General features: G+C 64.6%; 25 protein-coding genes. 17 read left to right on the top strand and 8 right to left on the bottom strand.

Features of this window, described 5'->3' with window-relative positions; all coding sequences use genetic code 11:
* Nucleotides 1-7 precede the first annotated feature (7 nt).
* The 5 genes from CO664_RS04495 to CO664_RS04475 all read left to right on the top strand — a co-directional run bounded on the left by CO664_RS04495 (nucleotide 8) and on the right by CO664_RS04475 (nucleotide 5,422).
* The gene (locus CO664_RS04495; RefSeq protein ID WP_097538025.1) at nucleotides 8-1,111 is read left to right on the top strand and encodes a class I SAM-dependent methyltransferase; all 1,104 of its coding nucleotides are present in this window, start codon (nucleotides 8-10) and stop codon (nucleotides 1,109-1,111) included.
* A 219-nt stretch (nucleotides 1,112-1,330) separates the two neighbouring features.
* The gene (gene pgeF / locus CO664_RS04490; protein ID WP_037415042.1) at nucleotides 1,331-2,125 is read left to right on the top strand and encodes a peptidoglycan editing factor PgeF; all 795 of its coding nucleotides are present in this window, start codon (nucleotides 1,331-1,333) and stop codon (nucleotides 2,123-2,125) included.
* 1 nt (nucleotide 2,126) lies between these two features.
* Nucleotides 2,127-3,278 carry a Xaa-Pro peptidase family protein gene (locus CO664_RS04485; protein WP_037415040.1) on the top strand — a complete coding sequence of 384 codons (1,152 nt, stop codon included), beginning with the start codon at nucleotides 2,127-2,129 and terminating at the stop codon, nucleotides 3,276-3,278.
* Nucleotides 3,279-3,377: 99 nt separating this feature from the next.
* Nucleotides 3,378-4,286 (top strand): hypothetical protein, encoded by a 909-nt coding sequence (locus CO664_RS04480; RefSeq protein ID WP_097538585.1) that lies wholly within the window; start codon nucleotides 3,378-3,380, stop codon nucleotides 4,284-4,286.
* Nucleotides 4,287-4,489: 203 nt separating this feature from the next.
* Nucleotides 4,490-5,422, top strand: coding sequence for a ribose-phosphate pyrophosphokinase (locus tag CO664_RS04475; RefSeq protein WP_037415037.1), 933 nt, complete (start codon nucleotides 4,490-4,492; stop codon nucleotides 5,420-5,422).
* Between the two features lie 39 nt (nucleotides 5,423-5,461).
* Here CO664_RS04475 and CO664_RS04470 read toward each other — a convergent pair whose 3' ends face one another.
* From CO664_RS04470 to CO664_RS04460, 3 genes are all read right to left on the bottom strand, one after another.
* The gene (locus CO664_RS04470; protein ID WP_097538584.1) at nucleotides 5,462-5,854 is read right to left on the bottom strand and encodes a DUF779 domain-containing protein; all 393 of its coding nucleotides are present in this window, start codon (nucleotides 5,852-5,854) and stop codon (nucleotides 5,462-5,464) included.
* Between the two features lie 121 nt (nucleotides 5,855-5,975).
* A complete protein-coding gene (gene adh, locus CO664_RS04465) occupies nucleotides 5,976-7,484 on the bottom strand; it encodes an aldehyde dehydrogenase (protein ID WP_097538024.1) in 1,509 nt (502 codons plus the stop codon).
* 237 nt (nucleotides 7,485-7,721) lie between these two features.
* Nucleotides 7,722-8,678: a helix-turn-helix domain-containing protein gene (locus CO664_RS04460; RefSeq protein ID WP_097538023.1), complete on the bottom strand. Its 957-nt coding sequence runs from the start codon at nucleotides 8,676-8,678 to the stop codon at nucleotides 7,722-7,724.
* A 230-nt stretch (nucleotides 8,679-8,908) separates the two neighbouring features.
* Here CO664_RS04460 and CO664_RS04455 point away from each other — a divergent pair, with 230 nt between their 5' ends.
* From CO664_RS04455 to pth, 5 genes are all read left to right on the top strand, one after another.
* Complete coding sequence (locus tag CO664_RS04455; protein ID WP_097538022.1) at nucleotides 8,909-10,090, top strand: benzoate/H(+) symporter BenE family transporter; 1,182 nt, start codon at nucleotides 8,909-8,911, stop codon at nucleotides 10,088-10,090.
* Between the two features lie 154 nt (nucleotides 10,091-10,244).
* Nucleotides 10,245-10,859: a 50S ribosomal protein L25/general stress protein Ctc gene (locus CO664_RS04450; RefSeq protein WP_037414999.1), complete on the top strand. Its 615-nt coding sequence runs from the start codon at nucleotides 10,245-10,247 to the stop codon at nucleotides 10,857-10,859.
* A 258-nt stretch (nucleotides 10,860-11,117) separates the two neighbouring features.
* Entirely contained in the window at nucleotides 11,118-13,484 is a 2,367-nt protein-coding gene (locus CO664_RS04445) for an EAL domain-containing protein (protein WP_097538583.1), read from the top strand.
* 24 nt (nucleotides 13,485-13,508) lie between these two features.
* On the top strand, nucleotides 13,509-14,243 hold the full coding sequence (locus tag CO664_RS04440) for a transporter substrate-binding domain-containing protein (RefSeq protein WP_097538021.1): 735 nt from the start codon (nucleotides 13,509-13,511) through the stop codon (nucleotides 14,241-14,243).
* 235 nt (nucleotides 14,244-14,478) lie between these two features.
* Nucleotides 14,479-15,198, top strand: a complete 720-nt coding sequence (pth, locus tag CO664_RS04435) for an aminoacyl-tRNA hydrolase (RefSeq protein WP_037414994.1) — start codon at nucleotides 14,479-14,481, stop codon at nucleotides 15,196-15,198.
* Between the two features lie 15 nt (nucleotides 15,199-15,213).
* Here pth and clpS read toward each other — a convergent pair whose 3' ends face one another.
* On the bottom strand, nucleotides 15,214-15,525 hold the full coding sequence (clpS, locus tag CO664_RS04430; RefSeq protein ID WP_037414992.1) for an ATP-dependent Clp protease adapter ClpS: 312 nt from the start codon (nucleotides 15,523-15,525) through the stop codon (nucleotides 15,214-15,216).
* Nucleotides 15,526-15,699: 174 nt separating this feature from the next.
* On the opposite strand from clpS, the gene ychF reads away from it, so the two are divergent.
* The 3 genes from ychF to CO664_RS04415 are packed head-to-tail and all read left to right on the top strand — an operon-like array spanning nucleotide 15,700 to nucleotide 17,752.
* Entirely contained in the window at nucleotides 15,700-16,803 is a 1,104-nt protein-coding gene (ychF, locus tag CO664_RS04425; protein WP_097538020.1) for a redox-regulated ATPase YchF, read from the top strand.
* A 29-nt stretch (nucleotides 16,804-16,832) separates the two neighbouring features.
* Nucleotides 16,833-17,282: a MaoC family dehydratase gene (locus CO664_RS04420; RefSeq protein WP_037414987.1), complete on the top strand. Its 450-nt coding sequence runs from the start codon at nucleotides 16,833-16,835 to the stop codon at nucleotides 17,280-17,282.
* Nucleotides 17,282-17,752: a MaoC family dehydratase gene (locus tag CO664_RS04415; RefSeq protein ID WP_083853895.1), complete on the top strand. Its 471-nt coding sequence runs from the start codon at nucleotides 17,282-17,284 to the stop codon at nucleotides 17,750-17,752. Before CO664_RS04420 ends, CO664_RS04415 begins: the two co-directional genes overlap by 1 nt.
* A gap of 33 nt (nucleotides 17,753-17,785) precedes the next feature.
* Here the strand turns inward: CO664_RS04415 and CO664_RS04410 are convergent, their stop codons facing one another.
* Complete coding sequence (locus CO664_RS04410; protein WP_037414984.1) at nucleotides 17,786-18,328, bottom strand: adenine phosphoribosyltransferase; 543 nt, start codon at nucleotides 18,326-18,328, stop codon at nucleotides 17,786-17,788.
* Nucleotides 18,329-18,629: 301 nt separating this feature from the next.
* On the opposite strand from CO664_RS04410, the gene CO664_RS04405 reads away from it, so the two are divergent.
* Nucleotides 18,630-18,815 (top strand): DUF1059 domain-containing protein, encoded by a 186-nt coding sequence (locus tag CO664_RS04405; RefSeq protein ID WP_037414981.1) that lies wholly within the window; start codon nucleotides 18,630-18,632, stop codon nucleotides 18,813-18,815.
* 17 nt (nucleotides 18,816-18,832) lie between these two features.
* On the opposite strand, the gene CO664_RS04400 is transcribed toward CO664_RS04405, so the two are convergent.
* The 3 genes from CO664_RS04400 to CO664_RS04390 are packed head-to-tail and all read right to left on the bottom strand — an operon-like array spanning nucleotide 18,833 to nucleotide 21,341.
* Nucleotides 18,833-20,092, bottom strand: a complete 1,260-nt coding sequence (locus CO664_RS04400; protein ID WP_097538019.1) for a CCA tRNA nucleotidyltransferase — start codon at nucleotides 20,090-20,092, stop codon at nucleotides 18,833-18,835.
* Nucleotides 20,089-20,721: a CoA pyrophosphatase gene (locus tag CO664_RS04395; protein WP_097525243.1), complete on the bottom strand. Its 633-nt coding sequence runs from the start codon at nucleotides 20,719-20,721 to the stop codon at nucleotides 20,089-20,091. Before CO664_RS04395 ends, CO664_RS04400 begins: the two co-directional genes overlap by 4 nt.
* Entirely contained in the window at nucleotides 20,718-21,341 is a 624-nt protein-coding gene (locus CO664_RS04390) for a DUF1285 domain-containing protein (RefSeq protein ID WP_097538018.1), read from the bottom strand. The genes CO664_RS04395 and CO664_RS04390 overlap by 4 nt, the downstream gene beginning before the upstream one ends.
* A 266-nt stretch (nucleotides 21,342-21,607) precedes the next feature.
* On the opposite strand from CO664_RS04390, the gene CO664_RS04385 reads away from it, so the two are divergent.
* The 3 genes from CO664_RS04385 to CO664_RS04375 are packed head-to-tail and all read left to right on the top strand — an operon-like array spanning nucleotide 21,608 to nucleotide 26,355.
* Complete coding sequence (locus CO664_RS04385; protein WP_097525241.1) at nucleotides 21,608-22,621, top strand: MoxR family ATPase; 1,014 nt, start codon at nucleotides 21,608-21,610, stop codon at nucleotides 22,619-22,621.
* A 3-nt stretch (nucleotides 22,622-22,624) separates the two neighbouring features.
* Nucleotides 22,625-23,545 (top strand): DUF58 domain-containing protein, encoded by a 921-nt coding sequence (locus CO664_RS04380; protein WP_097525240.1) that lies wholly within the window; start codon nucleotides 22,625-22,627, stop codon nucleotides 23,543-23,545.
* A complete protein-coding gene (locus CO664_RS04375; protein ID WP_097538017.1) occupies nucleotides 23,542-26,355 on the top strand; it encodes a DUF4159 domain-containing protein in 2,814 nt (937 codons plus the stop codon). Before CO664_RS04380 ends, CO664_RS04375 begins: the two co-directional genes overlap by 4 nt.
* Nucleotides 26,356-26,362 lie beyond the last annotated feature (7 nt).

Here is a 26,362-nt window from a genome sequence, read left to right as displayed (position 1 = left end):
CTGGTGCATGACGAATCCTCTCGCCGACAAGATCAAGGCGCTGATCAGGACCAATGGGCCGATCAGCGTCACCGACTTTTTTTCCCTCTGCCTGGCGGACCCGCAATACGGTTACTACCGCGTTCGCGAGCCGTTCGGACGGGAGGGCGATTTCACGACGGCACCGGAAATCAGCCAGCTCTTCGGGGAAATGATCGGCATATTCCTGGTTCACGCCTGGCAGGAGCACGGTTCTCCCAGCGAGCCGATCATCGCCGAGATCGGGCCGGGCCGCGGCACGATGATGGCGGATATGCTGCGCGTCCTCCGCCGCCTAGCGCCGGAGCTTTACCAGACCGCCGAGGTTCATCTCGTCGAAACCAGCGAAAGGCTGCGCAAGGTGCAGGCCGAAACGCTCGCCGGTCATGAAGGCAAAGTCCATTGGCATGCAAGCTTCGACAGCTTGCCCGCGGGCTTCCTGCTTCTCGCCGCAAACGAGCTTTTCGATGCGATCCCGATTCGCCAGTTTGTGAGAACCGCACAGGGGTTCCGCGAACGCATGGTCGGGCTTGATGCCGACGATGAGCTGGCCTTTGTCGCCGGTGTGGCGGGCATCGATCCCTCCCTGCTGCCGACGCCGGTGCAATCGGTCGCCGAAGGCACGATCTTCGAGGCCGCCCCGGCGCGAGACGCGGTGATGGCCGCGCTTTGCGAGCGCCTGCGTGCGAAGGGCGGGACGGCGGTCCTCATCGACTATGGTCATCTCTCGACCGGCTACGGCGACACGCTGCAGGCCGTCCGCAACCACCGGTACGATCCTCCGCTCGCCAACCCGGGACTTGCCGACCTCACCAGCCATGTGGATTTCGAACAACTGGCGCTGCGCGCCAAGGCGGAGAGCGTGCAGGTAAACGGCCTCGCGCATCAGGGTGACTTTCTGGTCGGTCTGGGCCTGCTCGATCGGGCGGCGGCCCTCGGCCGCGACAAGGATGCGGCGACTCAGGAAAGCATCCGCGACGATGTCGAGCGGCTTGCCGGTGCCGGTGCCGCAAAGATGGGCGAACTGTTCAAGGTGCTGGTCGTCAGCAGCCCTGAAGTCGCCCTGGTGCCGTTCCGCAAAAAGGCGCGCTGACGCGCGGGAAAACGCACATTTCCAGCCGGTGCAGGCTCTTCGCTTTCTGGTCGCGAGAGGGAATGGCCGGGAGGGATCAGGACCTCGTCTCGACGTTCCGCAATTGACAGTTCTGGCCTGCCGGGCCAACATCGCCCGGCAAATCAGCCGCAAATCATCGGGCCAGACGCGCCCTCACCCCAACGCGAAACCACGAAGATTCGAGGGCGAGAACACCGAATGCAGGACGATGCCTCGCTCTCACCCGTGCAGAGCCCGCTCTTCGGCGCCGAGGCGGGGCCAGAGATCGCCCATGGCTACTTCACCCGCAAGGGCGGCGTTTCCGAAGGCATCTATCGCGGCCTCAATGTCGGCCTCGGCTCCCATGACGATCGCGAGCGCGTCGCCGAAAACCGGGCCCGAGTCGCCAGCTGGTTCGATGCCGAGCCGCGACGTCTTGCAACGGTTCACCAGATCCATTCCCCCGATGCGATCATCGTCGACGACAGCTACGACGGCGCGCGTCCGGACGCCGATGCGCTGGTGACGGCGACGCCGGGCATCGTCCTCGGCGTGCTTTCGGCCGATTGCGGACCCGTGCTCTTCGCCGACCCGAGGGCGCGCGTCATCGGCGCCGCCCATGCCGGTTGGAAGGGCGCGCTCGGCGGCGTTCTCGAAAGCACGATCGATGCAATGGTCTCGCTCGGCGCGCGCCGGGAGCGCATCGTCGCCTGTCTCGGACCGTCGATCAGCCGCCAGCATTACGAGGTCGGCCCGGAATTCGTCGAACGTTTCATGTCCACCGACGACAGCTACGCGGCGTTCTTCAGGCCGTCCGGCCGCAACGGTCATGCGATGTTCGACCTGCCCGGGCTCACGGTCCGCCGGCTCGTCGCGGCCGGTGTGACGGCGGAAAACCTCGATATCTGCACCTATGCCGACGAGGACCGCTTCTTCTCCTATCGCCGCACCACGCACCGCCAGGAGCCCGACTACGGGCGGCAGATATCCGCAATTTGCATACGGGAGGCTTGAGATGGCGCTTCACTTCGCCGAAGAGGAATATGCATCGCGCCTGAGACGGCTCACGGCCAAGATGCAGGAAGAGCGGCTCGATGCCGTCCTTCTCTTCGCGCAGGAGAGCATGTATTGGCTCACCGGCTACGACACCTTCGGCTATTGCTTCTTCCAGACGCTGGTCGTCAAGCAGGACGGCTCGATGGTGCTGCTAACCCGGTCGGCCGATCTGCGCCAGGCGCGCCACACGTCGAATATCGAGCGCATCGAGATCTGGGTGGATCGCGTCAATGCCGATCCCGCCATGGACCTCAAGAACCTGCTCAGCGAGCTCGACCTGCTCGGCTGCCGCATCGGCGTCGAATACGACACGCATGGCATGACCGGCAGGACGGCCCGTCTCGTCGACAACCAGCTGTCGACTTTCGGCGAACTGATCGACGCATCGATGCTCGTCAGCCGCCTGCGCCTCGTCAAGAGCCCGGCCGAAATCGTTCATGTCGAAAAGGCCGCGAGCCTTGCCGACGACGCACTCGACGCGGCCTTGCCGCTGATCCGCCCCGGCGGCAGCGAGGCCGATATCCTCGCCGCCATGCAGGGCGCCGTCTTTGCCGGCGGCGGCGACTATCCGGCCAATGAATTCATCATCGGCTCGGGCGCCGACGCGCTGCTCTGCCGCTACAAGGCCGGCCGGCGCAGTCTCGATGCCAGTGACCAGTTGACCCTCGAATGGGCCGGCGTCAGCGCCCACTACCATGCGGCAATGATGCGCACGATCGTCGTCGGCGAGCCCACCAACCGCCATCGCGAACTTTACAGCGCCTGCCGCGAGACGATCCAGGCAATCGAAATGGTGCTGAGGCCCGGCAATACCTTCGGCACCGTCTTCGACGTGCATGCGAGGATCATGGACGAGCGCGGCCTCGCCCGCCACCGCCTGAACGCCTGCGGTTATTCGCTCGGTGCCCGCTTCTCGCCCTCCTGGATGGAGCACCAGATGTTCCATGTCGGAAACCCGCAGGAGATCGAGCCGGACATGTCGCTCTTCGTGCACATGATCATCATGGATTCCGACAGCGGCACCGCCATGACGCTCGGCCAGACCTATCTGACAACCACCGAGAGCCCGAGGCCGCTGTCGCGCTACGGACTGGACTTCATATCTGCGTAAGGAAATCGTCCTATGCTTTCCGGCGAGAAATGCAAGGCAGCACGGCAGTCGGCTTTCCGGCCGCCGGCCTCGCCGAGTTTGAGCCAGACGGTGGGAACGATGCGCAAGCAGATCATGCCTATCGCAAGCCTTGGTCTTGCCGCAGCCATTGCCGGCTGCAACACCACCGACGCCCTGATCCCGCAAGTGGACGTCGGCGGAGGAACCTTCCGCTCGCCGCCGGTGACCCAGTCCGATCTCGAAGCCATGTCCACGCAGACCGCCGTGATGCCGGTCGAAAGCGTGCCGCCAAGCCGCACCGCCGCCTTCGCAGCGCAGCCGAACATTTCCGTCCCGCCGACCCACTACGCGACGAGCCACACCGACTACACGGATCCCGCCGGCACGCTCGAGGCGCAAGCCAGCCGCCTCGCCGAAGGCGTGGCACCGGTGCAGACCATGCAGCCCCAACCGTCGGTGCCAGAAAATCTGCCGCCGCAGGCAGAAAATCCGCCGCCCCAGGTCGAAAGTCAGCGGGCGCAGGCGAGAAACGTGGCGCCGCCGGAGGAAGAAAGCGCAGAGCAGCCGGCGCAGCCTGACGTCGCGGCCGCAGCGGAGAAGACGCAGCAGGCTGCCGCTTCGCCGGCTCCGGCGGCGACCGGTGCCGGCGGCATCCGCTTCCTGCCGATCATCGGCGCTCCGGTTCAGGCCGTCACGCCCCTCTCGAAGCAGCTCGGCGCCTCGGCCCGGGCGCAGGGGATCACCATCAAGAGCTCCACCGACACGTCGAGCGACCATATTCTCAAGGGCTATTTCTCGGCGCTCAACGACAGCGGCAAGACGACGGTTGTCTATGTCTGGGACATTCTCGACGGCGGCGGCAATCGCCTGCACCGCATCCAGGGGCAGGACACGGTGGAAAGCAGCGCTGCCGAACCCTGGAGCGCCATTCCGCCGGAAACAATGCAGGCGATCGCCGAAAAGACGATCGACGCCTATCTCGAATGGCGTCAGTCCCAGCGCGGTTGACGCAAAGATTTTAGGATAATAGGCGCTGCGCCGCAGCAATCCCCTTGCATTCACCTTCAAGGACGCTAAAAAGCGGCCGATCAGCTCTGACAGCGGCCATCGCAGCGATTGCCCGCGATCGGAATGGCTCAGGGATTTTGCGCGGACGATCCTGCCCCGGACTGGACCGGACGGTGGCCGCGCCAGCTCAAGGCGGACCGTCTATGAAGGTTTTCGCAGGCAATTCGAACCGGCTGCTGGCCGAAGCGATCTGCAACTATCTCAACCTGCCGCTCGGCAGAGCCACCGTGCGGCGCTTCGCCGACCAGGAAATCTTCGTCGAGATTGGCGAGAACGTGCGCGGCGAGGATGTGTTCATCGTCCAGTCGACCTCCTTCCCCACCAACGATCATCTGATGGAACTGCTCATCATGATCGACGCGGTCCGCCGCTCCTCCGCCCGCCGCATCACTGCCGTGCTTCCCTATTTCGGGTATGCCCGCCAGGACCGCAAGCCCGGACCGCGCACCCCGATCTCCGCCAAGCTGGTCGCCAATCTGATCACCGAAGCCGGCGCCGACCGCGTCCTCACCCTCGATCTCCACGCCGGCCAGATCCAGGGCTTTTTCGACATCCCGACCGACAACCTCTATGCGGTTCCGATCCTAGCCCGCGACGTCAAGGAGCACTACGACCTCAAGAACGTCACGGTCGTTTCGCCGGACGTCGGCGGCGTCGTGCGCGCCCGGGCGCTTGCCAAGCGCCTCGACTGTCTGCTGGCGATCGTCGACAAGCGTCGCGATCGCCCCGGCGAATCGGAGGTCATGAACGTCATCGGTGACGTCCATGGCAAGGATTGCATCCTGATCGACGACATCGTCGATTCCGGCGGCACGCTCTGCAACGCCGCCGAGGCGCTGCTCAAGAACGGTGCCACAAGCGTCACCGCCTATATCACGCACGGCGTGCTTTCCGGCGGCGCGGTCGCCCGCGTCACCTCATCGATGCTGAAGGAACTGGTGATCACCGATTCCATCCAGCCGACGACGGCGGTGCAATCGGCTCACAATATCCGCGTGATTTCGACGGCCGGCCTGATCGGGGAAGCCATCAGCCGCACCAGCCAGGAAGAATCGGTTTCGAGCCTGTTCGACTGAGAGCGGAACGTCCGACTTCAGCCAATCACAACGCCGGCTCTAACTGCCGGCGTTTGTTTTTGGCTGCGGAACGGCGCAGGCCTCGCCGCCTCCAAAGAGCCGCGAGCGGGTGAGGAAGCGCTTCTCGCGGCCATTGTCGAGCGAGAACATCCCACCCCTGCCCGGCACCACGTCGATGATCAGTTGGGTGTGCTTCCAGACCTCGTACTGGCTGGCGCTGATATAGACCGGCACGCCGTCGATCTCGCCGAGCTTCACGTCGTTATCGCCGACGATGTAGCCGTCGGCCGGGTAGCACATCGGCGACGAGCCGTCGCAGCAGCCGCCCGACTGATGGAACAGGATCTTCGGATGATCAGCGCGGATTTCGCGGATGAGTTCGATCGCCGCGTCGGACGCGAGCACGCGCGGCTCGCCGATTGTTTCCGTCATCATTCTCTCCTTCCTGAACGCCGGCGGCTCCCGGTGAGACACCGGGAGCATGCCGGGAGGATCACCGGCACGAACGGGATGAGCGGTTTGCCGCCGTCCCGCTCCAACTCTGTGGCCAGCGTCAGAAGAAGCCGAGCGCCTTCGGGCTGTAGCTCACCAGCATGTTCTTGGTCTGCTGGTAATGGTCAAGCATCATCTTGTGCGTCTCGCGGCCGATGCCCGATTGCTTGTAGCCGCCGAAGGCGGCATGCGCCGGATAGGCATGGTAGCAATTGGTCCAGACGCGGCCGGCCTGGATCTCGCGTCCGAAACGGTAGCAGCGGTTGGCATCGCGGCTCCAGACACCGGCCCCGAGGCCGTAGAGCGTGTCATTGGCGATCTCAAGCGCCTCGTCCTCGGTCTTGAAGGTCGTCACCGACACGACGGGGCCAAAGATTTCCTCCTGGAAGATGCGCATCCTGTTATGTCCGCGGAACACTGTCGGCTTGACGTAATAGCCGCCGGAGAGCTCGCCCCCAAGCTCGTTGCGCCCGCCGCCGGCCAGAACCTCCGCGCCCTCCTGCCTGCCGATGTCGATATAGGAGAGGATCTTCTCGAGCTGCTCGCCCGACGCCTGCGCACCGATCATCGTCGCACTATCGAGCGGATTGCCCTGCCTTATTGCTTCGACCCGCTTCAGCGCCCGCTCCATGAAGCGGTCATAGATGCTTTCCTGGACCAGCGCCCGGCTCGGGCAGGTGCAGACCTCGCCCTGGTTGAGCGCAAACATCGCAAAGCCTTCGAGCGCCTTGTCGAAATAGTCGTCGTCCTCATTGAGCACGTCGGCGAAGAAGATATTCGGCGACTTGCCGCCGAGTTCGAGCGTAACCGGGATGAGGTTCTGGCTGGCGTACTGCATGATCAGCCGGCCGGTCGTCGTCTCGCCGGTAAAGGCGATCTTGGCGATGCGCGGGCTGGTCGCCAGCGGCTTGCCCGCCTCCAGGCCGAAGCCGTTGACGACGTTGAGCACGCCCGGCGGCAGCAGATCAGCGATCAGTTCTGCGAGCACGAGGATCGAGGCCGGCGTCTGCTCGGCCGGTTTCAGGACGACGCAGTTGCCGGCCGCAAGCGCCGGCGCCACCTTCCAGGCGGCCATCAGGATCGGGAAATTCCAGGGAATGATCTGTCCGACGACACCGAGCGGCTCGTGGAAATGATAGGCGATGGTATCGTGATCGACCTCGCCGATCGACCCTTCCTGTGCCCGGATGCAGGCGGCGAAATAGCGGAAATGGTCGATCGCCAGAGGAATGTCGGCGGCCATCGTCTCGCGGATCGGTTTGCCGTTGTCCCAGGTCTCGGCCCGCGCCAGAAGTTCCAGATTGTCCTCCATCCGCGCCGCGATCCTCATCAGGATGTTGGAGCGCTCGGTGGTCGAGGTCCGGCCCCATTTCTCCTTCGCGGAATGGGCGGCATCGAGCGCCAGCTCGATATCGGCGGCATCCGAACGGGCCACCTGGCAGAGCGTGCCGCCGGTGACGGGCGTGGTATTGTCGAAATAGCGGCCGGCCACCGGCTCGCGCCATTCACCGCCGATGAAATTTCCGTATTTGTGCTTGAACGGGTTATCGAGAATCTTCTGATGCAGCATGGCTTCCTCCCTTGGAAAAACAGCACTCCAATCTGCTGTGGAGGGAGAGTGAAGCCGGATGGAGATTTGCGGTAGGGTGCCGCGGCACGCGGCTTCGCCGTGTGTTTCAGAATTGAGACAGGTGGCCCCCGCTATCGCACGTCATTTGAGTTTTGCCCCTCATCCCGCTGCCGCGACCTTCTCCCCGCATGCGGGGAGAGGGCTAGTCCTCGGGTTAAACCCGAGGAGAGGGGCATCTCAATTAAGCGAAAGCCGCTTCATTTTCCGATAGAGCGTTGCGCGGCTGATTCCGAGCAGATCGGCGGCCATCGACACGTTGCCATTGGTCCGCGACAGGACGCGTCGCAAGGCCGCCCTTTCAGCATCGGGCAATTCGCGCGCCTCGCTGGAGGCCCGCTCCTGGAGCAGGTCGGTGGCCGGAATGCCGGCGGCGATGCGCTTGTCGTCGAGCCCGAGCCACTGCCGGGCCGCTCGCGTCGCGCCGAGCACAAGGTCGTCACGGTCGACGGCGAGCAGAGCCGGCCCTGCCCGATCGGCCGGCACGAGCACGATCCGCGCTTCGGCAAAGGCGCGCCGGAAGAGGTTTGCCTCGATGCGAGCGGCAGCATCGCGCACTGCCTGCGAAAGGATCGCGAGCGTCGCCTCGGAAGCGTCGTCGCGGCAGGTGGATATGTCGAGCGCCGCGGCAAGCCGCCCGGCCTCGTCCCGGATCGGTGCGGTCGCACAGCTCAGACCGATATTGCGGCTCAAAAAATGCTGATCGCGATGTATGACGACTGGGCGCTCGTCGGCAATCGCCGTACCGATGCCGTTGGTTCCGACGCTCGCCTCGCTCCACACGGTGCCCGACCAGAGACCGACGCCGCGGAAATCCGCATCGTCCCCGCCTGCCCCACGCCGTTCAAGCGCAATCCCCTTCTCGTCGGTGAGCAACAGGCAGCATCCGGCCTTGACGACCACGCCGAACAGCCGGTCGAGTTCGCCGACCGCTTCCGCAATCAGCACCCCCGAGCGTTCGCGCGCCTGCCGAAACTCGCCATCGGAGAGCCGCGAGGGCAGACGCGCCTCTTCGGGGGCGAGGCCGTGCAGGGTCAGGCAGCGCCGCCACGAAGCGGCGACCGGCGAACTGACGGCGGCTGCCGATTGTTGCGCGATCCTGTAGACGTGTTCCGTATGGTCTCTGACTGCTGGCATTCGCTCCCTCCCTGAAAGCGTCCTCCGGCCATGGATCGCCTGCACCCGTCTCCCCGTTCGGTGCACCGCGTTGGCGGCCACTATAAACAGAGGTCCCGCGGCCGGTCCAGGCAGACGAAGGTCGTGCAAGCACCCCCTCCTACAAGACGTTGTTGGGCGGTACCGAGCGGGCCTGCGATGTGCTACGCCGTCGGGCAACTCTTGTGACTCGCCCGAGACCCCGGTTGCCCATGCTTCGTGATTTCTCCGTCCAAAGCCTCTTCATGGGCGTGCTGATCGCCTTCGTCGGCTTTGCCAGCTCCTTCGCCGTCATCCTGCATGGCCTTGCCGGCGTCGGCGCCACCGAGGCCCAGGCGGCCTCGGGTCTGATGGCGCTCTCCGTTTCTATGGGTGTCTGCGCGATAGTCGTCAGCATCGTCACGCGGCTACCCGTCAGCATCGCCTGGTCGACACCCGGCGCGGCGCTGCTGGCGACCTCCGGTTCCGTTCCAGGCGGCTTCAACGCGGCCGTCGGTGCCTTCCTTGTTTGCGGCCTGCTGATCGTCGTCGCCGGGCTGTGGAAGCCGCTCGGCCGCATGGTGTCGGCCATTCCTGCAGCTCTGGCGAACGCCATGCTCGCCGGCGTGCTCCTGAGCCTCTGCTTCGCCCCGGTGAAAGCGATCGCCTTCAATCCGCTCTTCGGCCTGCCGATCGTCCTCGCCTGGGCGATCGTCGGCAGCGTCAACAAGCTCTATGCCGTTCCCGCAGCGCTTCTCGCCTTCGTCGGCGTGATCGCCCTCGGCGTCGAGATGCCGGAAACTGCCTTTGCGCAACTATCGTCCGCTCTCGTGCCGAAGGCTGAATTCGTCCCGCCGGTCCTCAATGCGGCGGCGATGATCAGCATCGCCCTGCCGCTCTTCATCGTCACCATGGCGTCGCAGAACATTCCCGGCATCGCCGTGCTGAAGGTCAACGACTATCACCCGAACCCCGGCCCGCTCTTTGCGGCGACCGGGCTTTTCTCGCTGTTCAGCGCACCCTTCGGCGGCCACGCCGTCAATCTCGCGGCGATCACCGCCGCCATGTGCGCCGGGCCCGATTCCCACCCGGACCGCAACCGCCGGTATTGGTCGGCGATCATCGCCGGCATCGCCTATATCGTCTTCGGCCTGCTCGCCGGCGCCGTTACCACCTTCGTCAGCCTGGCGCCGCCGGTGCTGATCGAAGCGGTCGCGGGCCTAGCGCTCATCGGCGCCCTTTCGAACTCCGCCGTGACCGCCTTCGCGGAGGCCCGGACCCGCGAAGCCGCCGCCATCACTTTCCTCGTCACCGCGTCCGGTGTCAGTTTTGACGGCGTCTCCGGCGCCTTCTGGGGCCTGATCGGCGGTGGCCTGATGCTCGCGCTCGCACGTTTCTCCCGGCGCAAAGGTTGAGAGGCGCGGCGTGCCTTGCATTTCGGCCCGTTCTCGGCTATGGACCCCGCGTCCGCGCAGACACCCTTGGAGGCAACGCGGATGGAACCGCCATGCGGTTTCAGGTTTTTCCGCTTGACGGACGAACTCTCCAAATAACCAGAAAGGTCTATCCATGAGCCAGACTTACGAGCTCAAGGCCGAGACGCGCGAACGGGTTGGTAAGGGGTCCTCCCGTGAACTTCGCCGCAACGGTCTTATCCCTGCTGTCATCTACGGTGACAAGCAAGCCCCGCTTTCCATCGCGCTTTCCACCAAGGAAGTGACGATGAAGATCCACGCCGGCGGTTTCATGACCACCGTCGCAACGATCGACGTCAACGGCGAGAAGATCCGCGTCCTGCCGAAGGACTATCAGCTGGATCCGGTTCGCGACTTCACCATGCATGTCGACTTCCTGCGTGTCTCGAAGGGCAGCCAGGTGTCGGTCCAGGTTCCGGTCCACTTCGAAAACGAAGAGAAGTCCCCGGGTCTCAAGCAGGGTGGCACGCTGAACATCGTTCGCCACGAAGTCGAACTGAACGTTTCCGCCGACAACATTCCGGATTTCCTGAGCGTCGATCTCAGTGGCCTCAAGATCGGCGACACCGTCCACATCTCGGACGTCAAGCTTCCGGCTGGTACGACCCCGGTGATTTCCGACCGCGACTTCACGATCGCCACGATCGCCGGCCGCGCGCAGGAAGTTGAAGCAGAAGAAGAAGCAGCCGAGGGCGAAGCGGAAGCTTGATCCGCGACTGCCGCAACGGCTGGCCGGCCCTTACGGCCGCAACATTCGAGAGCCCGTCCTAATCCTGGGACGGGCTTTTTGCTTTCATTATGCACCGCACACGGACCGCGGGCTGACGCCGCGGCTTATGAAATCTCGGCGTGCAATTTCAGCAACATTTAAGGTTTTGATGATGTTCTGCACGCGAGGGACATGGGCGTGGCAGTGCAAGAGTATCCGAATGTCGAGAGTGATGACGTCCGCCGGCGGGAGCATCCGATGATGCACTCGGTGGAAAACCGGTTTATTGCGATCATCTGCGGCGCGATGCTTGTATTCGTGGCGCCCCTCTTGGCACTGTTCCTCGCCATATCCGGCGAGCGCGTTGCGCGGGAGCGCCTGCAGAACGTCGAACTGCTGATGGAAACCAGCGCCGAAGCCCTTGGCAAGCCGATCTGGGACTTCGACCAGGACGGCATCAAGCGGATCGCTCTTTCGCTGATGAACGCCACCGATATCGACGCCGTCACGATCCGCGACACGGCGGGAAACGTCCTTGCCCAAGTGCCTCCGGGCAAGCTTGACGCCGCAGCCGGCAAGCCCTTGGAAACGGCCATTTCCTATGACAGCGTCAAAGGCCCGGTGCCCGTCGGCGCTTTGACCGTCGTCGTCCCGCCCTCCGGCCTGCTGCTACGCTTCAGCAAGGACGAGTGGACGATCCTCGGCATCCTTCTCTTTGCCGTCGCGACGGTCTTCGCTGCGGCACTGATCGGCAACCGCTTCATCGTCATCCGGCCGCTGATGCGGCTCACCGCTGCAGTCGAAGCGACGCGGCGCCTCGGATCGCGCCACCGGGTCGACTGGAACGCGGATGACGAGATGGGCGCCTTGGCCGGCAACTTCAACGCGATGCAGGACCGGCTCGAGCGCGAGGAACAGGAGCTGAAGAGCGCCCATGCCCGTGCGACGGAGACCTACAACCTGACGCCGGCCATGCTCTTTTCCCTCGACGCCGCGGGCCGGCTGACGGCGGTCAGCGACTACTGGCTGCTCGCGACCGGATATCGCCGCGACTCGGTCATCGGGCGCAGCTTCACTGATTTCATCGATCCCTCATGGCACGACGCCTACCATCAGCGCACAAAGGCGACAGCGCGGGACGGTCACGACGTCAGCGACTCGACCCTGCCCTTCCGCAAGGCGGATGGCGAGTTCATGACGGTGCTCATCCTGGAAACGGAAACGAGCGGCGGAGAAATTTCGCTTTCGGTGATGACCGACGTCACCGCCTTGAAACAGGCCGAGAGCCGCAACCATACCCAGGCGATCACCGATCACCTGACCGGACTCTTGAACCGGCAAGGATTCGAAAACGCGCTGGACGAGGCGATCCTGAGCGCCGACCAGTCCGGCATGCAACTTGCCTGCCTGTTCATCGATCTCGATCGCTTCAAGTGGATCAACGACAATTTCGGCCACGCCGCCGGCGATGCGGTCCTGCGCCAGACGGTGGAACGCATTCGGGCAGCGCTTCGGCCCGAGGATGTGATCGCGCGGCTCGGCGGCGACGAGTTTGCCATCTTGATTGCCGCAACGGATGTCGCAGCCCTGGCAAGCGAGATCGGCGAGAGCATCTGCGCGGCGCTGCACGAACCGATGCCGATTGCCGGCAACGAGCTCTTCGTCAGCGCCAGTGTCGGCGTCTCGGTATACCCGACCCATGCCTCCGGCGCCTCCGACCTGTTGCTCAAGGCCGACATGGCGATGTATGCCCGCAAGCGCGACGGCAAGAACGGTCTGCAGATTTTCGACGCCGGCATGCTCGACGCCGCACGCGAGCGCCACGAGATCGAACAGTGCATCGAGGCCGGTCTCAAGGAAGATTGGTTCGAGGCCTGGCTGCAGCCGATCGTCAGCCTCGACGACGGGCAGATTGTCGGCTTCGAAGCGCTGGTGCGGCTCAATCATCCGGAAAAGGGCCTGATTCCGCCGGGCAAGATCATCGGCATTGCCGAGGAGACCGGCACGATAGGCCGCATCGGCGACCGCGTGCTCGAAAAGGCGATCCGCCATCTCGCCGCCATCTCCGAACTGGACGGCACCCAAGGCACCTATCTCGCCGTCAATTTCTCGCCATTGCAGTTCGAGCTGACGTTGCCTCACAAGCTCGCCGCGCTCCTGCTCAAACATCACATTTCGCCGCAGCGCATCGTCGTCGAGATCACCGAAGCGGTGCTGATGCTCGACAATCCGGAAGTCCATTCGGTGTTGAAGCAGCTGAATGAATTCGGTTGCCGCATCGCTCTCGACGATTTCGGCACCGGCTACTCGTCGCTCAGCTACCTCAACCGCTTCCCGGTCGATATCGTCAAGGTCGACCAGTCCTTCACACGCTTCTTGAGCTCGCCAGCCGCCGACGTCCGGCGCAAGAGCCGAATGTTGATCAAGGGCATCCGGACGATCTCCCACCAGATGGGCTGCACGGTGGTCGCCGAAGGCATCGAGGCGAACGAGCAGTGGCAACTCCTGCGCAAGCTCGGTGTGAATTATGGCCAGGGCTATCTCTTCAGCCGGCCGATGCCGATCGACGGTATGCTGACCATGCTGGAAAACGAATCCGAAGCCAAGGCCAGTGCTCGTCTCTAGCCGGGAGCCAGAAGGAGTTATGGCGTGAAACACTTGATCTTGGCATTTTCCATCGGTCTTTCCGCCGCTGCCCACGCCGAGACGATCCATTTCGTCACCGAGGAGTACCCGCCCTACAATTTCTCGACCGCGAACGGCGCGAGCGGCGCCTCGGTCGACCAAATCGCCCTGATCATGAAGGCCGTCGAGCTCCCCTACGAGATCGAAGTCCTGCCTTGGGCGCGCGCCTTTGCGCTTGCCGAAAGCGAACCCTTCCACTGCGTTTTCACGACCGGTCACGACGCCGAGCGGGACAAGAAGTTCAGATGGATCGAACCGCTTCTCGTCGACCAGATGATCATGGTGCGTCACAGGCATTCGGCGATCGAGCTACGGACGCTGGATGAGGCCAAACAGTTCATCGTCGGCACCCAACGCGAGGACTTTTCCGCCAGCTATCTGAAAGAGCATGGCTTCCAGAGGATCGACTATGCCTCCAGCCTCGATTCGACGCTCAGGAAGCTGATCGCCGGCCGCGTCGACCTGATGATGACCTCCGAAAAGACCTTCGAGACGATGCGGGCCGAAGGCAAGCCTGTCGAGGCGGCGCTGGTGCTTGAAGGCAAGCAATACGGTATTGCCTGCCACATCGACATGCCCGACGAGATCGTCAGCCGCATGCAGGTCGAACTCAACCGCTTGATCGCCACGGGAAGCCAGGATCGGATCTACGAGCAATACGGCCTTCGTCCGGACGGAATAAAGCAGGCGGCCAAATAGAGATTGACTTGCCCGGCCGACGGTGTTTGGGGTTGAGAGACGGGTTTTGCCCCTCTCCTCGGGTTTAACCGAGGACTAGTCCTCTTCCGGCGCGCGGAGAGAGGGACTGGGAGAGCGCGGCGAACCCCTTCTCCCCGCGAGCGGGGAGAAGGTCACGGCAGCGGGATGGGGGGCAAGCATTCCACTCTCCGCATGACCATCGTCGGTGAAGCAGGAACCATCAGGAGTTTGCCGCATGCTGATCATCGCGGGACTTGGCAATCCGGGGTCGAAATACGCCGGCAACCGCCACAATATCGGCTTCATGGCGGTGGATGCCATCCAGCAGCGTCAAGGCTTTCCCTCCTGGTCGAAGAAATTCAAGGCGGAGATCGCCGAGGGCGAGATCGGCGGCGAGCGCGTCCTGCTGATCAAGCCGCAGACCTTCATGAACCTTTCCGGCGAAGCGGTCGGCGAAGCGATGCGCTTCTACAAGCTCGCGCCGAAGGACATCGTCGTCATCTATGACGAGCTGGATCTCCCTGCCGGCAAGGCGCGGATCAAGACCGCCGGCGGCCATGGCGGCCACAACGGCATCAAATCGATCGACGCCCATTGCGGCAAGGAGTACCGCCGCCTGCGCCTCGGCATCGGCCATCCGGGCGTCAAGGACCTGGTACATGCGCATGTGCTCGGCGATTTCGCCAAGGCCGATCAGGCCTGGCTTTCGGCCCTACTCGATACCATCGCCGACAACGCCGGCATGCTCGTCAAAGGCGAGGACTCGCAGCTCATGAACAAGATCGCCCTTGCCACCGGCGGCAAGCCCGACACGCAAGAGCCGCAGGCGAAGAAGCGGGTCGCCGCTCAGTCCCATATCCACCAGGCCCGCAACGCCGCGCAGCCGAAAAAACTGCCGGCGACGGGACCGATGGCCGACATGCTGAAGAAGATGTTCGGCCCCAAGGGGGACTGACGGACGGGCCGGAACTCACTCCTCCGGCTCGGTCGTGAACATCAGGGGGAAGCCGGCTTCCTTGCCGAGATCGGTCGCTTCCTTCGCCTTGGTCTCGGCGATATCCCGGGCGCAGACCACGACGACCGAGGTGCCCAGCTTGTGAGCGGTCATCATCACTCGATAGCCGGTCTCCTCGCTCATGCGAAAAATGGCCTTCAACACCATCACCACGAAGTCACGCGGCGTGTAGTCGTCGTTGACGAGGATGACCTTATAGAGCCGCGGCCGCTCGAGCTTGGGCTTCACCTTCGTTTTTCGTTTTGGGGCGACTTCATTGTCACTCATCGGAACCTGCACCCGTCGATGACATGCGATGGAAAAAATCCAGTATCGCGCCTGCAGTACCCGCATTCAAGTCGAAGCCGGCCAAGTCCACCCAATGCGCGCGAAGCGCTTGACCGCCCCGCTCCTTTCCCCCATAGCCACGGCCAAGAAATTCGAGAACGACAGGTTTAGGTCATGGGCTTCAAATGCGGTATCGTCGGGCTGCCGAATGTCGGCAAGTCCACACTCTTCAACGCGCTGACCAAGACGGCGGCAGCGCAGGCGGCAAATTATCCCTTCTGTACGATCGAGCCGAATACCGGCGAGGTCGCGGTGCCGGACGCGCGCATGCGCAAACTCGCCGACATCGCCAAGTCTAAGGAAATCATTCCGACCCGCATCTCCTTCGTCGACATTGCCGGCCTGGTGCGCGGCGCCTCCAAGGGTGAAGGTCTCGGCAACCAGTTCCTCGCCAACATTCGCGAGGTGGATGCGGTGGTGCACGTACTGCGCTGCTTCGAGGACGACGACATCACCCATGTCGAGGGCCGCATCCATCCGGTCGAGGACGCCGAGACGATCGAGACCGAGCTGATGCTCGCAGACCTCGAGAGCCTGGAGCGGCGCACCGAACAGACGCGCAAGCGCGCCACCGGCAAGGACAAGGAATCGATGGCGCAGCTTCCGATCATGGAGGCGTCACTGAAGCTCCTGCAAGAAGGCAAGCCGGTGCGCACGCTGTTGCCGAAGCTCGATGCCGAGGAGCTGCGCATTCTTCAGGGGCTGAATCTCCTCACCGCCCACCCGGTTCTCTACGTCTGCAACGTCGCGGAGGCAGATGCCGCAGCGGGCAACGAGCACACCCGCGCCGTTGCCGAGATGGCCAAGGCGCAGGGCGCCGAAACCGTCGTCATCTCCGCCGCGATCGAATCCGAGGTCGCCCAACTGCCGGAAGAGGAGGCCAAGGAATTCCTCGGCGCTCTGGGCCTCGAGGAGGCCGGCCTCGACCGGCTGATCCGAGCCGGCTACAAGCTGCTCGACCTCATCACCTATTTCACCGTCGGCCCCAAGGAGACGCGCGCCTGGACGATCCCGCGCGGCACCAAGGCGCCGCAGGCGGCCGGCGTCATCCATTCGGACTTCGAGCGCGGCTTCATTCGCGCCAACACGATCGCCTATGACGACTACATTGCCTATAACGGCGAGACCGGCGCCAAGGAGGCCGGCAAGGCCCGCGACGAAGGCAAGGAATATGTCGTCCAGGACGGCGACGTCATCCACTTCCGCTTCAACACGTGACGTGCGCAGGAGGCGACCCGGAGGTTGGCATGCTCTATTTCGAGGACTTCACGCCGGGGCGGCGCTTTGACTATGCGCCGGTTCGGATGCAGGCCGCAGACATGATCGCCTTTGCCGGCGAGTTCGACCCGCAGCCGATGCATCTGGACGAAGAAGCCGGCAGGCGCAGCATCCTTGGCGGGCTTTCCGCCTCCGGCTGGCATACCAGCGCTATCGGCATGCGGATGATGATCGACGCCTTCCTCGGCCATTCGTCCTCGCAGGGCTCGCCCGGCATCGACTTCATGGACTGGAAGAAGCCGGTGCTTGCAGGAGACGTGCTTTCCGGCTTCAGCCTCGTCCTGGAGGCGCGCCCTTCGAAGTCGAAGCCGCAGATCGGTCTCGTCAAGTTCCGCAACGAAATCAGCAATCAGAGCGGGGCGCCGGTTGCTGTCTCCGAATGTTCGATCATGTTTCGGCACCGCGCGGGTGGGCGCTGATGATGACGCTCGAAGAACTCTATGCGGCCGGCCGCAAGACCATGATCGGCAGCCTGGCATTCACGGCGGAGGACATCGTCCGTTTCGCACGCGACTTCGATCCGCAGCCCTTCCATCTCGACGAGGAGGAGGCAAGGCGCTCGCTGTTCGGCGGCCTTTGCGCCTCAGGCTGGCACACCAGCGCCGGCTGGATGCAGTGCTTCGTCCGTTTCTGGGCCGGCGAAGCCCGGCGGCTGGCCGCAGAGGGGCTGCATGCTCCCCGGCTCGGCCCGGCTGCCGGTTTCCGCGAGCTCCGCTGGCTGAAACCGGTCTATGCCGGCGACACCGTTACCTATGCCGTCACGCTCCTCCAAGCCCGCGCCCTCGCCTCCCGCCCCGGCTGGCGCATCAACACGATCCTGTGCGAGGGCGAAAACCAGCATGAGGAGCCGGTGATCCGCTTCGAAAGCAAGGTCCTAGAATTCACCTAAGCACGCGAGCGCCGGGCGCCCGCCCCCCCTCACTCAGTGCCCCTCGAACTCGATCAGCGTGCGGACCTTGACGCCGAGCGCCTCGAGCTTCTTGCGACCGCCGAGCTCCGGCAGGTCGATGATGAAGCAGGCGGCGACGATGTCGGCGCCCATCTGCTGCAGGAGCTTGGTGGCGCCCTCGGCGGTTCCGCCGGTGGCGATAAGATCATCCACCAGGATCACCTTCTCGCCGGGTTCGATCGCATCCTTGTGCATCTCCATCTCGTCCACGCCATATTCCAGGCTGTAGGCGATCCTCACCGTTTCGTGCGGCAGCTTGCCCTTCTTGCGGATCGGCACGAAGCCGGCCGACAGCTGATGCGCAATTGCACCGCCCAGAATGAAGCCGCGCGCTTCGATCCCGGCGATCTTGTCGACCTTGGTTCCGGCATAGGGGTGGACGAGTTCGTCGATCGCCCGCCGGAACGTCTTCGGATTGCCGAGCAGAGTCGTGATATCGCGAAAGACGATGCCGGGCTTCGGATAGTCCGGAATGCTCCGGATGGCGGAAATCAGTTCCGATTGGACAGCGAGCATGGTGTGGAAGCGGCCTTTCAAGTCTGGAGGTCGCAAAGCCATAGCACCATCGCGCCGCATGTTCACAGGGTTTCTTTGCGCAACTGGCCGGGCCGGAACAATTTGGCCGAACCTCCGGTTGATGTTACCCTTGCCCATGGACAGATCCCGACGGCGGCTCTGTCAGTTGCATTGATGACTGAGCGGGATGAGACGATCTCGGCGTCTTTCTGACCGCATCCCGCTCCGAACTTCTTGGATGAGATCACGCTGCATTTCGCTCGATGCGAAAGCATGCCGATCCAGAGAAAGGAGGAACACCATGCGCCTGTTCGAATGCGGTTCTCTCGTTCCGGGTTGCCCCTGGCATACCCGCGCCGACAACGACGCGGAAATCGTCCGCCGTGTCGTCGAACACATGCGGGACACCCATGGCGAGACGGTGATCCGCGAAAACATGATCGACAATATCAAGGCTCGCATCGTCGACGAAACCCAGGCCGCCTGACGCGCCGCCCTTTCGCCTCAGCCGGAACGCAGCTGGGCTTCCAGCCGGGCGACGAGCGTCGCCCGGTCGACATTGAAGTTGCGCTCGATCCAGAAATTCTCGAGTTCCGCCAGCAGTTCCCCGATCTTTGGTCCGGCGGGAACGCCGGCCTTCAGGACATCGGCCCCGTTCACAGGGAAGACGGGACGCTGCCACTTCTCCGCCCGTGCCAACAGCCGCTGGTAGGCAGCTGTCTCGGCGAGAAAGGCCGGATCGGTTTCCGATTTGCGCCGCGCTGCAGCGAGCGAAAGCTTGAGGCGTGCGATGATGCCCTCGGCACCGTTCCGGTAAAGCGTGCGATCGAGCGCTGCGTCCGCGAGCGTGGCGGCAATGGCCGGCGCCTCGGCAAAGCGGGCGAGAAAGGCCGCCTCCGTTTTCGACAGGCGCAGCCGCGCCGCCAGCGCCTCGAGCCGCCCGGCATCGGGCGGAACGATTGCGGCAAGCCGCAGAAGCGGCTCCGGCGTCCAGGCAAAGACCTTCTCGGCGGCAATCAGGCCCGGCACTGCATCGATCCCCCATTTTTCGGTTTCAGGCAGGACCTCGCCGAGCACGCCTGCCTGGCGCATCCAGAGAAGGGCGCGGCCAGGATCCTCCGCGGCAAGCAGTTTCTTCATCTCGCCCCAGACGCGCTCGGCCGAGAGCGTCGCGATCCTTGCTCGTGCCTGCGCGCAGGCCCTGAGCCCCTCCGCATCCGGGCGGCCCTGCCCGTAATGGGCAAAGAAGCGGAAGAAGCGCAGGATACGCAAATAATCCTCCGCAACCCGCTCGGCGGCGCTGCCGATGAAACGCAGGGTGCGGCTCTCGATATCGGACAGGCCGCCGACATAGTCGAATATCTCGCCTCCGGCGTCGGCATAGAGGGCGTTGATCGTAAAGTCGCGGCGCTCGGCATCCGCTTTCCAGTCGGTGCCGAAGGCGACCTCGGCGCGGCGGCCGTCCGTCGCAACGTCGCGGCGCAACGTCGTCACCTCATGGGGAATTCCGTCGATCACCAGCGTGACTGTGCCGTGCTCGATCCCCGTCGGCACCGCCTTGATGCCGGCGCTCTCCGCCCGCGCCACCACATCCTCCGGCTGCCAGGTTGTCGCCAGATCGACATCCCCCACCGGCAGACCGAGCAGGCTGTTGCGGACGGCGCCGCCGACGACCCGCACCTCGCCGCCCTCGGCATTCAAAAGCTCGAAGACGCGGCGCAGCTGTGGAGCCTGAAACCAGTGCTCGGCGGCGATAGATATCATGCATAAAGCCTTTCATAGAGCATGCGGACGATGCCGGCGGTGATCCCCCAGATGTTCCGCTCGCCATAGGGCATCCGGTAGAAATGCCGCTCCGCACCCTCCCAATGGCGGCTTCCGCGGCCGTGATTGCCGGGATCCATGAGGAAAGAGAGCGGCACTTCGAAGACGCTCTCGACCTCTTCGGGATTGGGCACGAGCTCGAAACCGGGCTGGACAACGGCCAGCACCGGGGTGATGCGGAAGCCGGACAATGCCATGTAATGCGGCAGGCGGCCGATTGTCTCGACGAAACGCGGATCGAGCCCGATCTCCTCCTGCGCCTCCCGCAGCGCCGCCACCTCGATCGAGTGGTCCTCGGGATCGACGGCGCCTCCCGGAAAGGCCACCTGGCCCGAGTGCTTGCGCAGATGCGAGGTGCGCTGCGTGAAGATGACGCTCGCATCGTCACCGTCGTCGACCACCGGTACGAGCACCGCGGCGTCCTTCAGATGCAGCGACTCGAGATGGGGCACGATGCCGGGATTGAGGAGAAAGTCGCCGTGATCGCGCCAGGCGGTCTCGATCGGGCCGCCCGTCTGCTTGAGCGCACGGCGACGGAACTCGTCGGCGGAGAAAATCGGACGGCTCATCGCGACAGCGCTTCCAGCTCGGCCGCCCGCATGACCGGGAAGACGGCCCCCGCGGATCTGACGCAGAACGTCTCGACGCCGTCGATCAGGGCGGTCTCGCCAAGTTCGACGATCTCGTACATGACCGGACGGGAAACGAGCGCCTCGAGGCGTCCGCGCACGTGCAGATAGGGCTTCAGCTCGCGGTTGTCGCCATGGATGACGAAGCGCAGCGGATGCTCCGGCCCCGCCTCGACCACGTCGCCGACATTGGTGCGGAAGGTGACCACGGTCTCGCCCTCCCTTGCCGTGACGCTCATCTCGACGGCGATGAAGGGCGCATCGGCGACGCGGATGCCGACTTTTTCCACCGGAGTGACCAGATAGGTCCTGCCGTCGTCGTCCTTGCGCAGCACCGTGGAAAACAACCTCACCAGCGGCTGGCGGCCGATCGGCGTGCCCATGTAGAACCATGTTCCATCGGCGCGGATTTCCATGTCGATGTCGCCGCAGAATGGCGGGTTCCAGCGCTCGACCGGCGGCAGCCCTCTCGCTTCGCCTTCCGTCTGGCTGGCAGCGCGGGCAATTAACGCGGCAAGACCCGCCGCATCTCCCGTCTGCTGAATCTTGGTCTCTGCCATCGTTCTGTCCCGTTTGGCCCCAATCTTCCTCGGAGGCGTCGCGTGTTCAAAGGCGTGCGGGATGTTCGTCAGCGGTTACGAGCACCTTGACCGCACTTCGCGCTTCGCAGAGAAGCACTTAGTATGCTTCAGGGCTTCTTGAAGCTCACGAGATAGTGCGTTGGCGGCGGCTTGTCAGCCGTCTGCCAGGGTCTAAATTGAAAAAAGGGAACCGGACGCCGGGTGATGCCGAATCGGGTTCGACACGCACGAGCGGGAGACAGGCGATGAGTGTGATGAAAACCGCGGCCGAAGCGGCCGACGAGAAGGCGATCGTCGCCGCCGCGGAAGCGGCTCTCGGGGAGATAGCGCTCATCCGGACGGAGGTCGGCAAGGTCATCTTCGGCCAGGAAAACGTCGTCGAGCAGACGCTGCTGGCGGTGCTTTCCGGCGGCCACGCGCTGCTCGTTGGCGTGCCGGGTCTCGCCAAGACCAAGCTCGTCGCGACGCTCGGCACCGTGCTGGGGCTTGCCAACAGCCGCATCCAGTTCACGCCGGACCTGATGCCCTCGGATATTCTGGGCTCCGAGGTGATGGACCAGGATCAGGCCGGCCACCGCTCTTTCCGCTTCATTCCCGGTCCGATCTTCACCCAGCTCCTGATGGCCGACGAAATCAACCGAGCCTCTCCGCGCACCCAATCGGCGCTGCTGCAGGCCATGCAGGAATATCACATCACCATTGCCGGCGCCCGAAAGGACCTGCCGCATCCCTTCCACGTGCTCGCGACCCAGAACCCGCTTGAGCAGGAAGGCACCTATCCGCTGCCGGAAGCCCAGCTTGACCGCTTCCTGATGCAGGTCGACGTCGGCTATCCGGAGCTTGCCGCCGAACGGCAGATCCTGCTGGAGACAACCGGCGTGACCGAGATCGAAGCCCGCCCGGTCATCAACGCCGAACGCCTGCAGCAGCTTCAGCATCTCATTCGTCAGATGCCGGTCGGCGAAAAGGTGGTCGATGCCATCCTGTCGCTCGTCCGCTCCGCCCGCCCGGGCAACGGCAATCCGGCCACCGACAAGAACGTCGCCTGGGGGCCGGGTCCGCGCGCCGGCCAGGCCCTGATGCTCTGTGCCCGCGCTCGCGCTCTCTATGACGGCCGGCTGGCGCCCTCGATCGACGATATTCTCGCGCTTGCCGAGCCAGTGCTGCAGCACCGCATGGCGCTGACCTTCGCAGCGCGCGCCGAGGGCATGACCGTGCGGGACGTCATCGCCGACCTGGTGAAGCGAGCCAAGGGATAGCGCATGGCCGCGATCGGGCAGACAGTCGCGCGTACACCGTCCGGGGAAGTCTTGTCGCGCGCCCAGCAGCGGGCGATGCTCGTTCCCGATTGCCTTGTCGAGGCGCGTCGCATCGCCAATACGGTGATTGCCGGCTGGCACGGCCGGCGCAAGCGCGGCATCGGCGAGAATTTCTGGCAGTTCCGCCCCTATAGCCAGGGCGAAAGCCTGTCGCGCATCGACTGGCGCCGCTCGGCCCGCGATGATCATACTTATGTCCGCGACCGCGAGTGGGAGGCGGCGCACACGATCTGGCTCTGGGCCGATCTTTCGCCCTCGATGATGTACAAATCGACCCTCGGCGCAGTGTCGAAGGAAAGCCGCGCACTGGTGCTGATGCTGGCGCTGGCCGAAATCCTCGCCCGGTCCGGCGAACGGATCGGCTGCCCGGGGGTGATGGAGCCGGTTTCGGCCCGCAACGCCGCCGAACGCCTGGCGGCGGCGATCATGCTAAGCCCGCTTGGCGGCGGCCTGCCCGAGACCGGCATGATCCGCGGCGCCAGCGATCTGGTGCTGATCGGCGACTTTCTCGACCCGGCCGACAAGGTGATGGAGCGGCTCGGCCCGCTCGCCCGCAGGGGACTGCGCGGACATGTCGTCGAAATCGCCGACCCGGCCGAGGAGGTCTTCCCCTATGCCGGCCGCACCGAATTCACCGATCCCGAAAGCGGCGAGAAGCTGACGGCCGGCCGCGCCGAAATCCTGCGCGACGACTACCAGCGCGCCTACCGCGCCCGCCGCGACGGCCTCGGCGCAGGTCTCCGCCACCTCGGATGGACCTTCATTCCGCATCGGACCGACCGGCCGGCCTCGGAGGCGCTGGTCGCCGTCCATATGTATCTTTCCGGGATGCCCACCCGCGCGACACACGGGGGGCAGCTATGATCGGCGGCCTCGCCTTCGCCTTTGCCAACCCCGCGATACTGGCCGCCCTCGCGGCCTTGCCGGTGATCTGGTGGCTGCTACGCATGACGCCGCCGAGGCCCGCGGCCGAGGTCTTCCCGCCGCTTCGCATCCTTGCCTCCGTAATCAAGCGCGAGGAGACGCCGTCGAAAAGCCCCTGGTGGCTGACGCTTCTCCGAATGCTGATGGCCGCCGCGGTCATCTTCGCGATCGCCGACCCGGTCTTCAATCCCCGCAGCAATACGCTTGCCTCTTCCGGACCGTTGGCGCTCGTGATCGACAACAGCTGGGCAACAGCACCCGACTGGGAGCGAAGGGTCGAGGCTGCGTCGGCATTGATCGACGACGCCGAGGCCAGGGATCTTGCCGTTTCGGTCCTTTTCACAGGCGATCGCCAGCACGACGCGACGCCGGCATCGGCCGCTGCCGCACGCACCCGGCTCGCGGCCGCTGCGCCGGAGCCGCTTCCCGCCGATCGCCGACCGGCGCTGGCGGCGCTGAAGACCGCGTTCAACGACACCCCGCCGGGGACGATCGCCTTCGTCACCGACGGCATCGAAGCGGCCGATGACAAGACCATGGCAGCGCTGAACGAAATCCGCGCGGCGGAGCTCCGGGTGATCGACGCGGACGGCAGCCAGGCCGTGGCACTGACCGGCACGAGCAACGAGTCTGCCGGCATGTCGGTGACGGCCACCCGCCTGAAGACCGACGACCGCCGGTCCCTTCCGATCGTCGCTTACGACAGCCGCGGCCGCGCCATCGCCGATAGCGCAATCGAATTTGCCCCCGGCGCCGCTGTCGCCAAGGGAACGATCGAAGCACCGTTCGAGCTGCGCAACGATTTCGCCCGCATCGGCATCCAGGGCGAGGCGACCGCCGGTGCCACGCATCTCCTGGACGACGGTTTCCGCCGCCGTCGCGTCGCACTCCTGAGCGGCGAGGCGCGCGACCTGTCGCAGCCGCTTTTGTCGCCGCTCTACTATATCAATCGCGCGCTCGGCCCCTATGCCGATCTCATCGAGCCGCGCGAGACCGACCTCGCCGTCGCCATTCCCGAGCTCCTGGAACAGCGCCCTTCCGTCCTGATCATGGCCGATATCGGCCGGTTGCCGGAAGAAACCTATCCGCTGCTTGCGAAGTGGATCGACAACGGCGGCATGCTGATCCGTTTCGCGGGTCCGCGCCTTGCCGCGGCACCGGCCGACGACCCCCTCGTTCCCGTGACGCTCCGGCAAGGGGAGCGGGCGCTCGGCGGCGCCCTCTCCTGGTCCGAACCGCAGCCGCTCGCCGACTATCCGGCCAACAGCCCCTTCGCGGGTATGGCGCGGCCGAGCGACATTCTGGTTAAGCGCCAGGTTCTAGCCGAACCGACGGCAGATCTGGTCGAGCGCACCTGGGCAAACCTCGCCGACGGCACGCCGTTGGTGACTACGGCCGCACGCGGCACCGGCCGCATCGTGCTCTTCCATGTCAGCGCCGAGGCAACCTGGTCGAACCTGCCGATTTCCGGGCATTTCGTCGAGATGCTTCGCCGCAGCGTCCAGCTTTCACGCAGCGGCGGCGTCGCCGGTGAAAGCAGGGCGGCGCAGGCGCACACGCTGGCGCCCTTCCGGCTCCTCAATGCCGACGGTGTGCTCGTCGCGGAGACCGGCAATGCGCGGCCGCTCGATATGCAGCCGGGCAAGGCTCCCGTCACGACGCCGGACAACCCGCCGGGCCTTTACGGTTCCGAGGACGGATTCACCGCGCTGAACCTCTTGCCGCGCGACGCCGAACTCAAGCGGATCGACATGACCCTTGCCGGAGCCCACACCGTGGAACGGCTCGTGCGGGCAGAGAGCTGGTCGCTGAAGCCGGCTCTGTTGACGTTCGCCCTGCTCCTGCTCATTGCCGACGCCATCATCGTGCTTTTCATGAGCGGCGCCTTTTCCCGGATCCGCATGGCGCGCACTGCATCTATGCTGGTCTTCGCGCTTGCCGCAGGCGTTCTCTTCACGCCGCCGCAGGTCCTTGCGGACGATGCACGACCGGACGACGAGCGTATTCTCGAACGTCTGGACACGACGCATCTCGCCTATGTCGTCACCGGTGAGGACGAGGTCGACCGGCTTTCGGAGAGCGGGCTTCGCGGGCTGACCGATTTCCTCACCTACCGCACGACGCTCGAGCCCGGTGCGCCTGTCGGTCTCGACATCATGCGGGACGAACTCAGCCTCTATCCGATCATCTACTGGCCGATTTCGGCGAGCGCCCCGATGCCGAGCCCGCAGGCGGTCAGCCGCATCGACGCCTATATGCGCGCCGGCGGCACCGTGCTCTTCGACACGCGCGACCAGTTTTCCTCGCTTGGCGCTGCATCGAGCGGCACCAGCCCGAACACGGAACGGCTGCAGGCCATTCTGGCCAATCTGGACATCCCGCCGCTGGAGCCGGTGCCCGCCGACCACGTGTTGACCAAGGCCTTCTACCTCCTGACCAATTTCCCCGGCCGCTACACCGGCAGTCCTCTGTGGATCGAGGCGCAGTTCGAAAATCGCGACGAACCGAGCAACCGGCCGGCCCGCTCCGGCGACGGCGTAACGCCGATCATGATCACCGGCAACGATTTTGCCGGCGCCTGGGCTGTGGACGCCAACGGCGTCGCCCTGCTGCCGACCGTTCCGCCGGACGAGATGCAGCGCGAATATGCCTTCCGCTCCGGCGTCAACATCATGATGTATATGCTGACCGGCAACTACAAGGCCGACCAGGTACACGTCCCCGCCCTGCTCGAGCGGCTCGGACAATGAGGCAGCG

The sequence above is a fragment of the Sinorhizobium sp. NG07B genome (assembly GCF_002532005.1).
GTDB lineage: Bacteria > Pseudomonadota > Alphaproteobacteria > Rhizobiales > Rhizobiaceae > Sinorhizobium > Sinorhizobium fredii_C.
Note: the sequence above shows the minus strand (reverse complement) of the source record. Positions and strands in the feature narration are given on the sequence as shown.

Coding starts and splice junctions, on each gene's coding strand:
- CO664_RS04495 (WP_097538025.1), top strand. CDS start 8: ATGACGAATCCTCTCGCCGACAAGATCAAGGCGCTGATCAGGACCAAT.
- pgeF (WP_037415042.1), top strand. CDS start 1,331: ATGCAGGACGATGCCTCGCTCTCACCCGTGCAGAGCCCGCTCTTCGGC.
- CO664_RS04485 (WP_037415040.1), top strand. CDS start 2,127: ATGGCGCTTCACTTCGCCGAAGAGGAATATGCATCGCGCCTGAGACGG.
- CO664_RS04480 (WP_097538585.1), top strand. CDS start 3,378: ATGCGCAAGCAGATCATGCCTATCGCAAGCCTTGGTCTTGCCGCAGCC.
- CO664_RS04475 (WP_037415037.1), top strand. CDS start 4,490: ATGAAGGTTTTCGCAGGCAATTCGAACCGGCTGCTGGCCGAAGCGATC.
- CO664_RS04470 (WP_097538584.1), bottom strand. CDS start 5,854: ATGACGGAAACAATCGGCGAGCCGCGCGTGCTCGCGTCCGACGCGGCG.
- adh (WP_097538024.1), bottom strand. CDS start 7,484: ATGCTGCATCAGAAGATTCTCGATAACCCGTTCAAGCACAAATACGGA.
- CO664_RS04460 (WP_097538023.1), bottom strand. CDS start 8,678: ATGCCAGCAGTCAGAGACCATACGGAACACGTCTACAGGATCGCGCAA.
- CO664_RS04455 (WP_097538022.1), top strand. CDS start 8,909: ATGCTTCGTGATTTCTCCGTCCAAAGCCTCTTCATGGGCGTGCTGATC.
- CO664_RS04450 (WP_037414999.1), top strand. CDS start 10,245: ATGAGCCAGACTTACGAGCTCAAGGCCGAGACGCGCGAACGGGTTGGT.
- CO664_RS04445 (WP_097538583.1), top strand. CDS start 11,118: ATGATGCACTCGGTGGAAAACCGGTTTATTGCGATCATCTGCGGCGCG.
- pth (WP_037414994.1), top strand. CDS start 14,479: ATGCTGATCATCGCGGGACTTGGCAATCCGGGGTCGAAATACGCCGGC.
- clpS (WP_037414992.1), bottom strand. CDS start 15,525: ATGAGTGACAATGAAGTCGCCCCAAAACGAAAAACGAAGGTGAAGCCC.
- ychF (WP_097538020.1), top strand. CDS start 15,700: ATGGGCTTCAAATGCGGTATCGTCGGGCTGCCGAATGTCGGCAAGTCC.
- CO664_RS04420 (WP_037414987.1), top strand. CDS start 16,833: ATGCTCTATTTCGAGGACTTCACGCCGGGGCGGCGCTTTGACTATGCG.
- CO664_RS04415 (WP_083853895.1), top strand. CDS start 17,282: ATGATGACGCTCGAAGAACTCTATGCGGCCGGCCGCAAGACCATGATC.
- CO664_RS04410 (WP_037414984.1), bottom strand. CDS start 18,328: ATGCTCGCTGTCCAATCGGAACTGATTTCCGCCATCCGGAGCATTCCG.
- CO664_RS04405 (WP_037414981.1), top strand. CDS start 18,630: ATGCGCCTGTTCGAATGCGGTTCTCTCGTTCCGGGTTGCCCCTGGCAT.
- CO664_RS04400 (WP_097538019.1), bottom strand. CDS start 20,092: ATGATATCTATCGCCGCCGAGCACTGGTTTCAGGCTCCACAGCTGCGC.
- CO664_RS04395 (WP_097525243.1), bottom strand. CDS start 20,721: ATGAGCCGTCCGATTTTCTCCGCCGACGAGTTCCGTCGCCGTGCGCTC.
- CO664_RS04390 (WP_097538018.1), bottom strand. CDS start 21,341: ATGGCAGAGACCAAGATTCAGCAGACGGGAGATGCGGCGGGTCTTGCC.
- CO664_RS04385 (WP_097525241.1), top strand. CDS start 21,608: ATGAGTGTGATGAAAACCGCGGCCGAAGCGGCCGACGAGAAGGCGATC.
- CO664_RS04380 (WP_097525240.1), top strand. CDS start 22,625: ATGGCCGCGATCGGGCAGACAGTCGCGCGTACACCGTCCGGGGAAGTC.
- CO664_RS04375 (WP_097538017.1), top strand. CDS start 23,542: ATGATCGGCGGCCTCGCCTTCGCCTTTGCCAACCCCGCGATACTGGCC.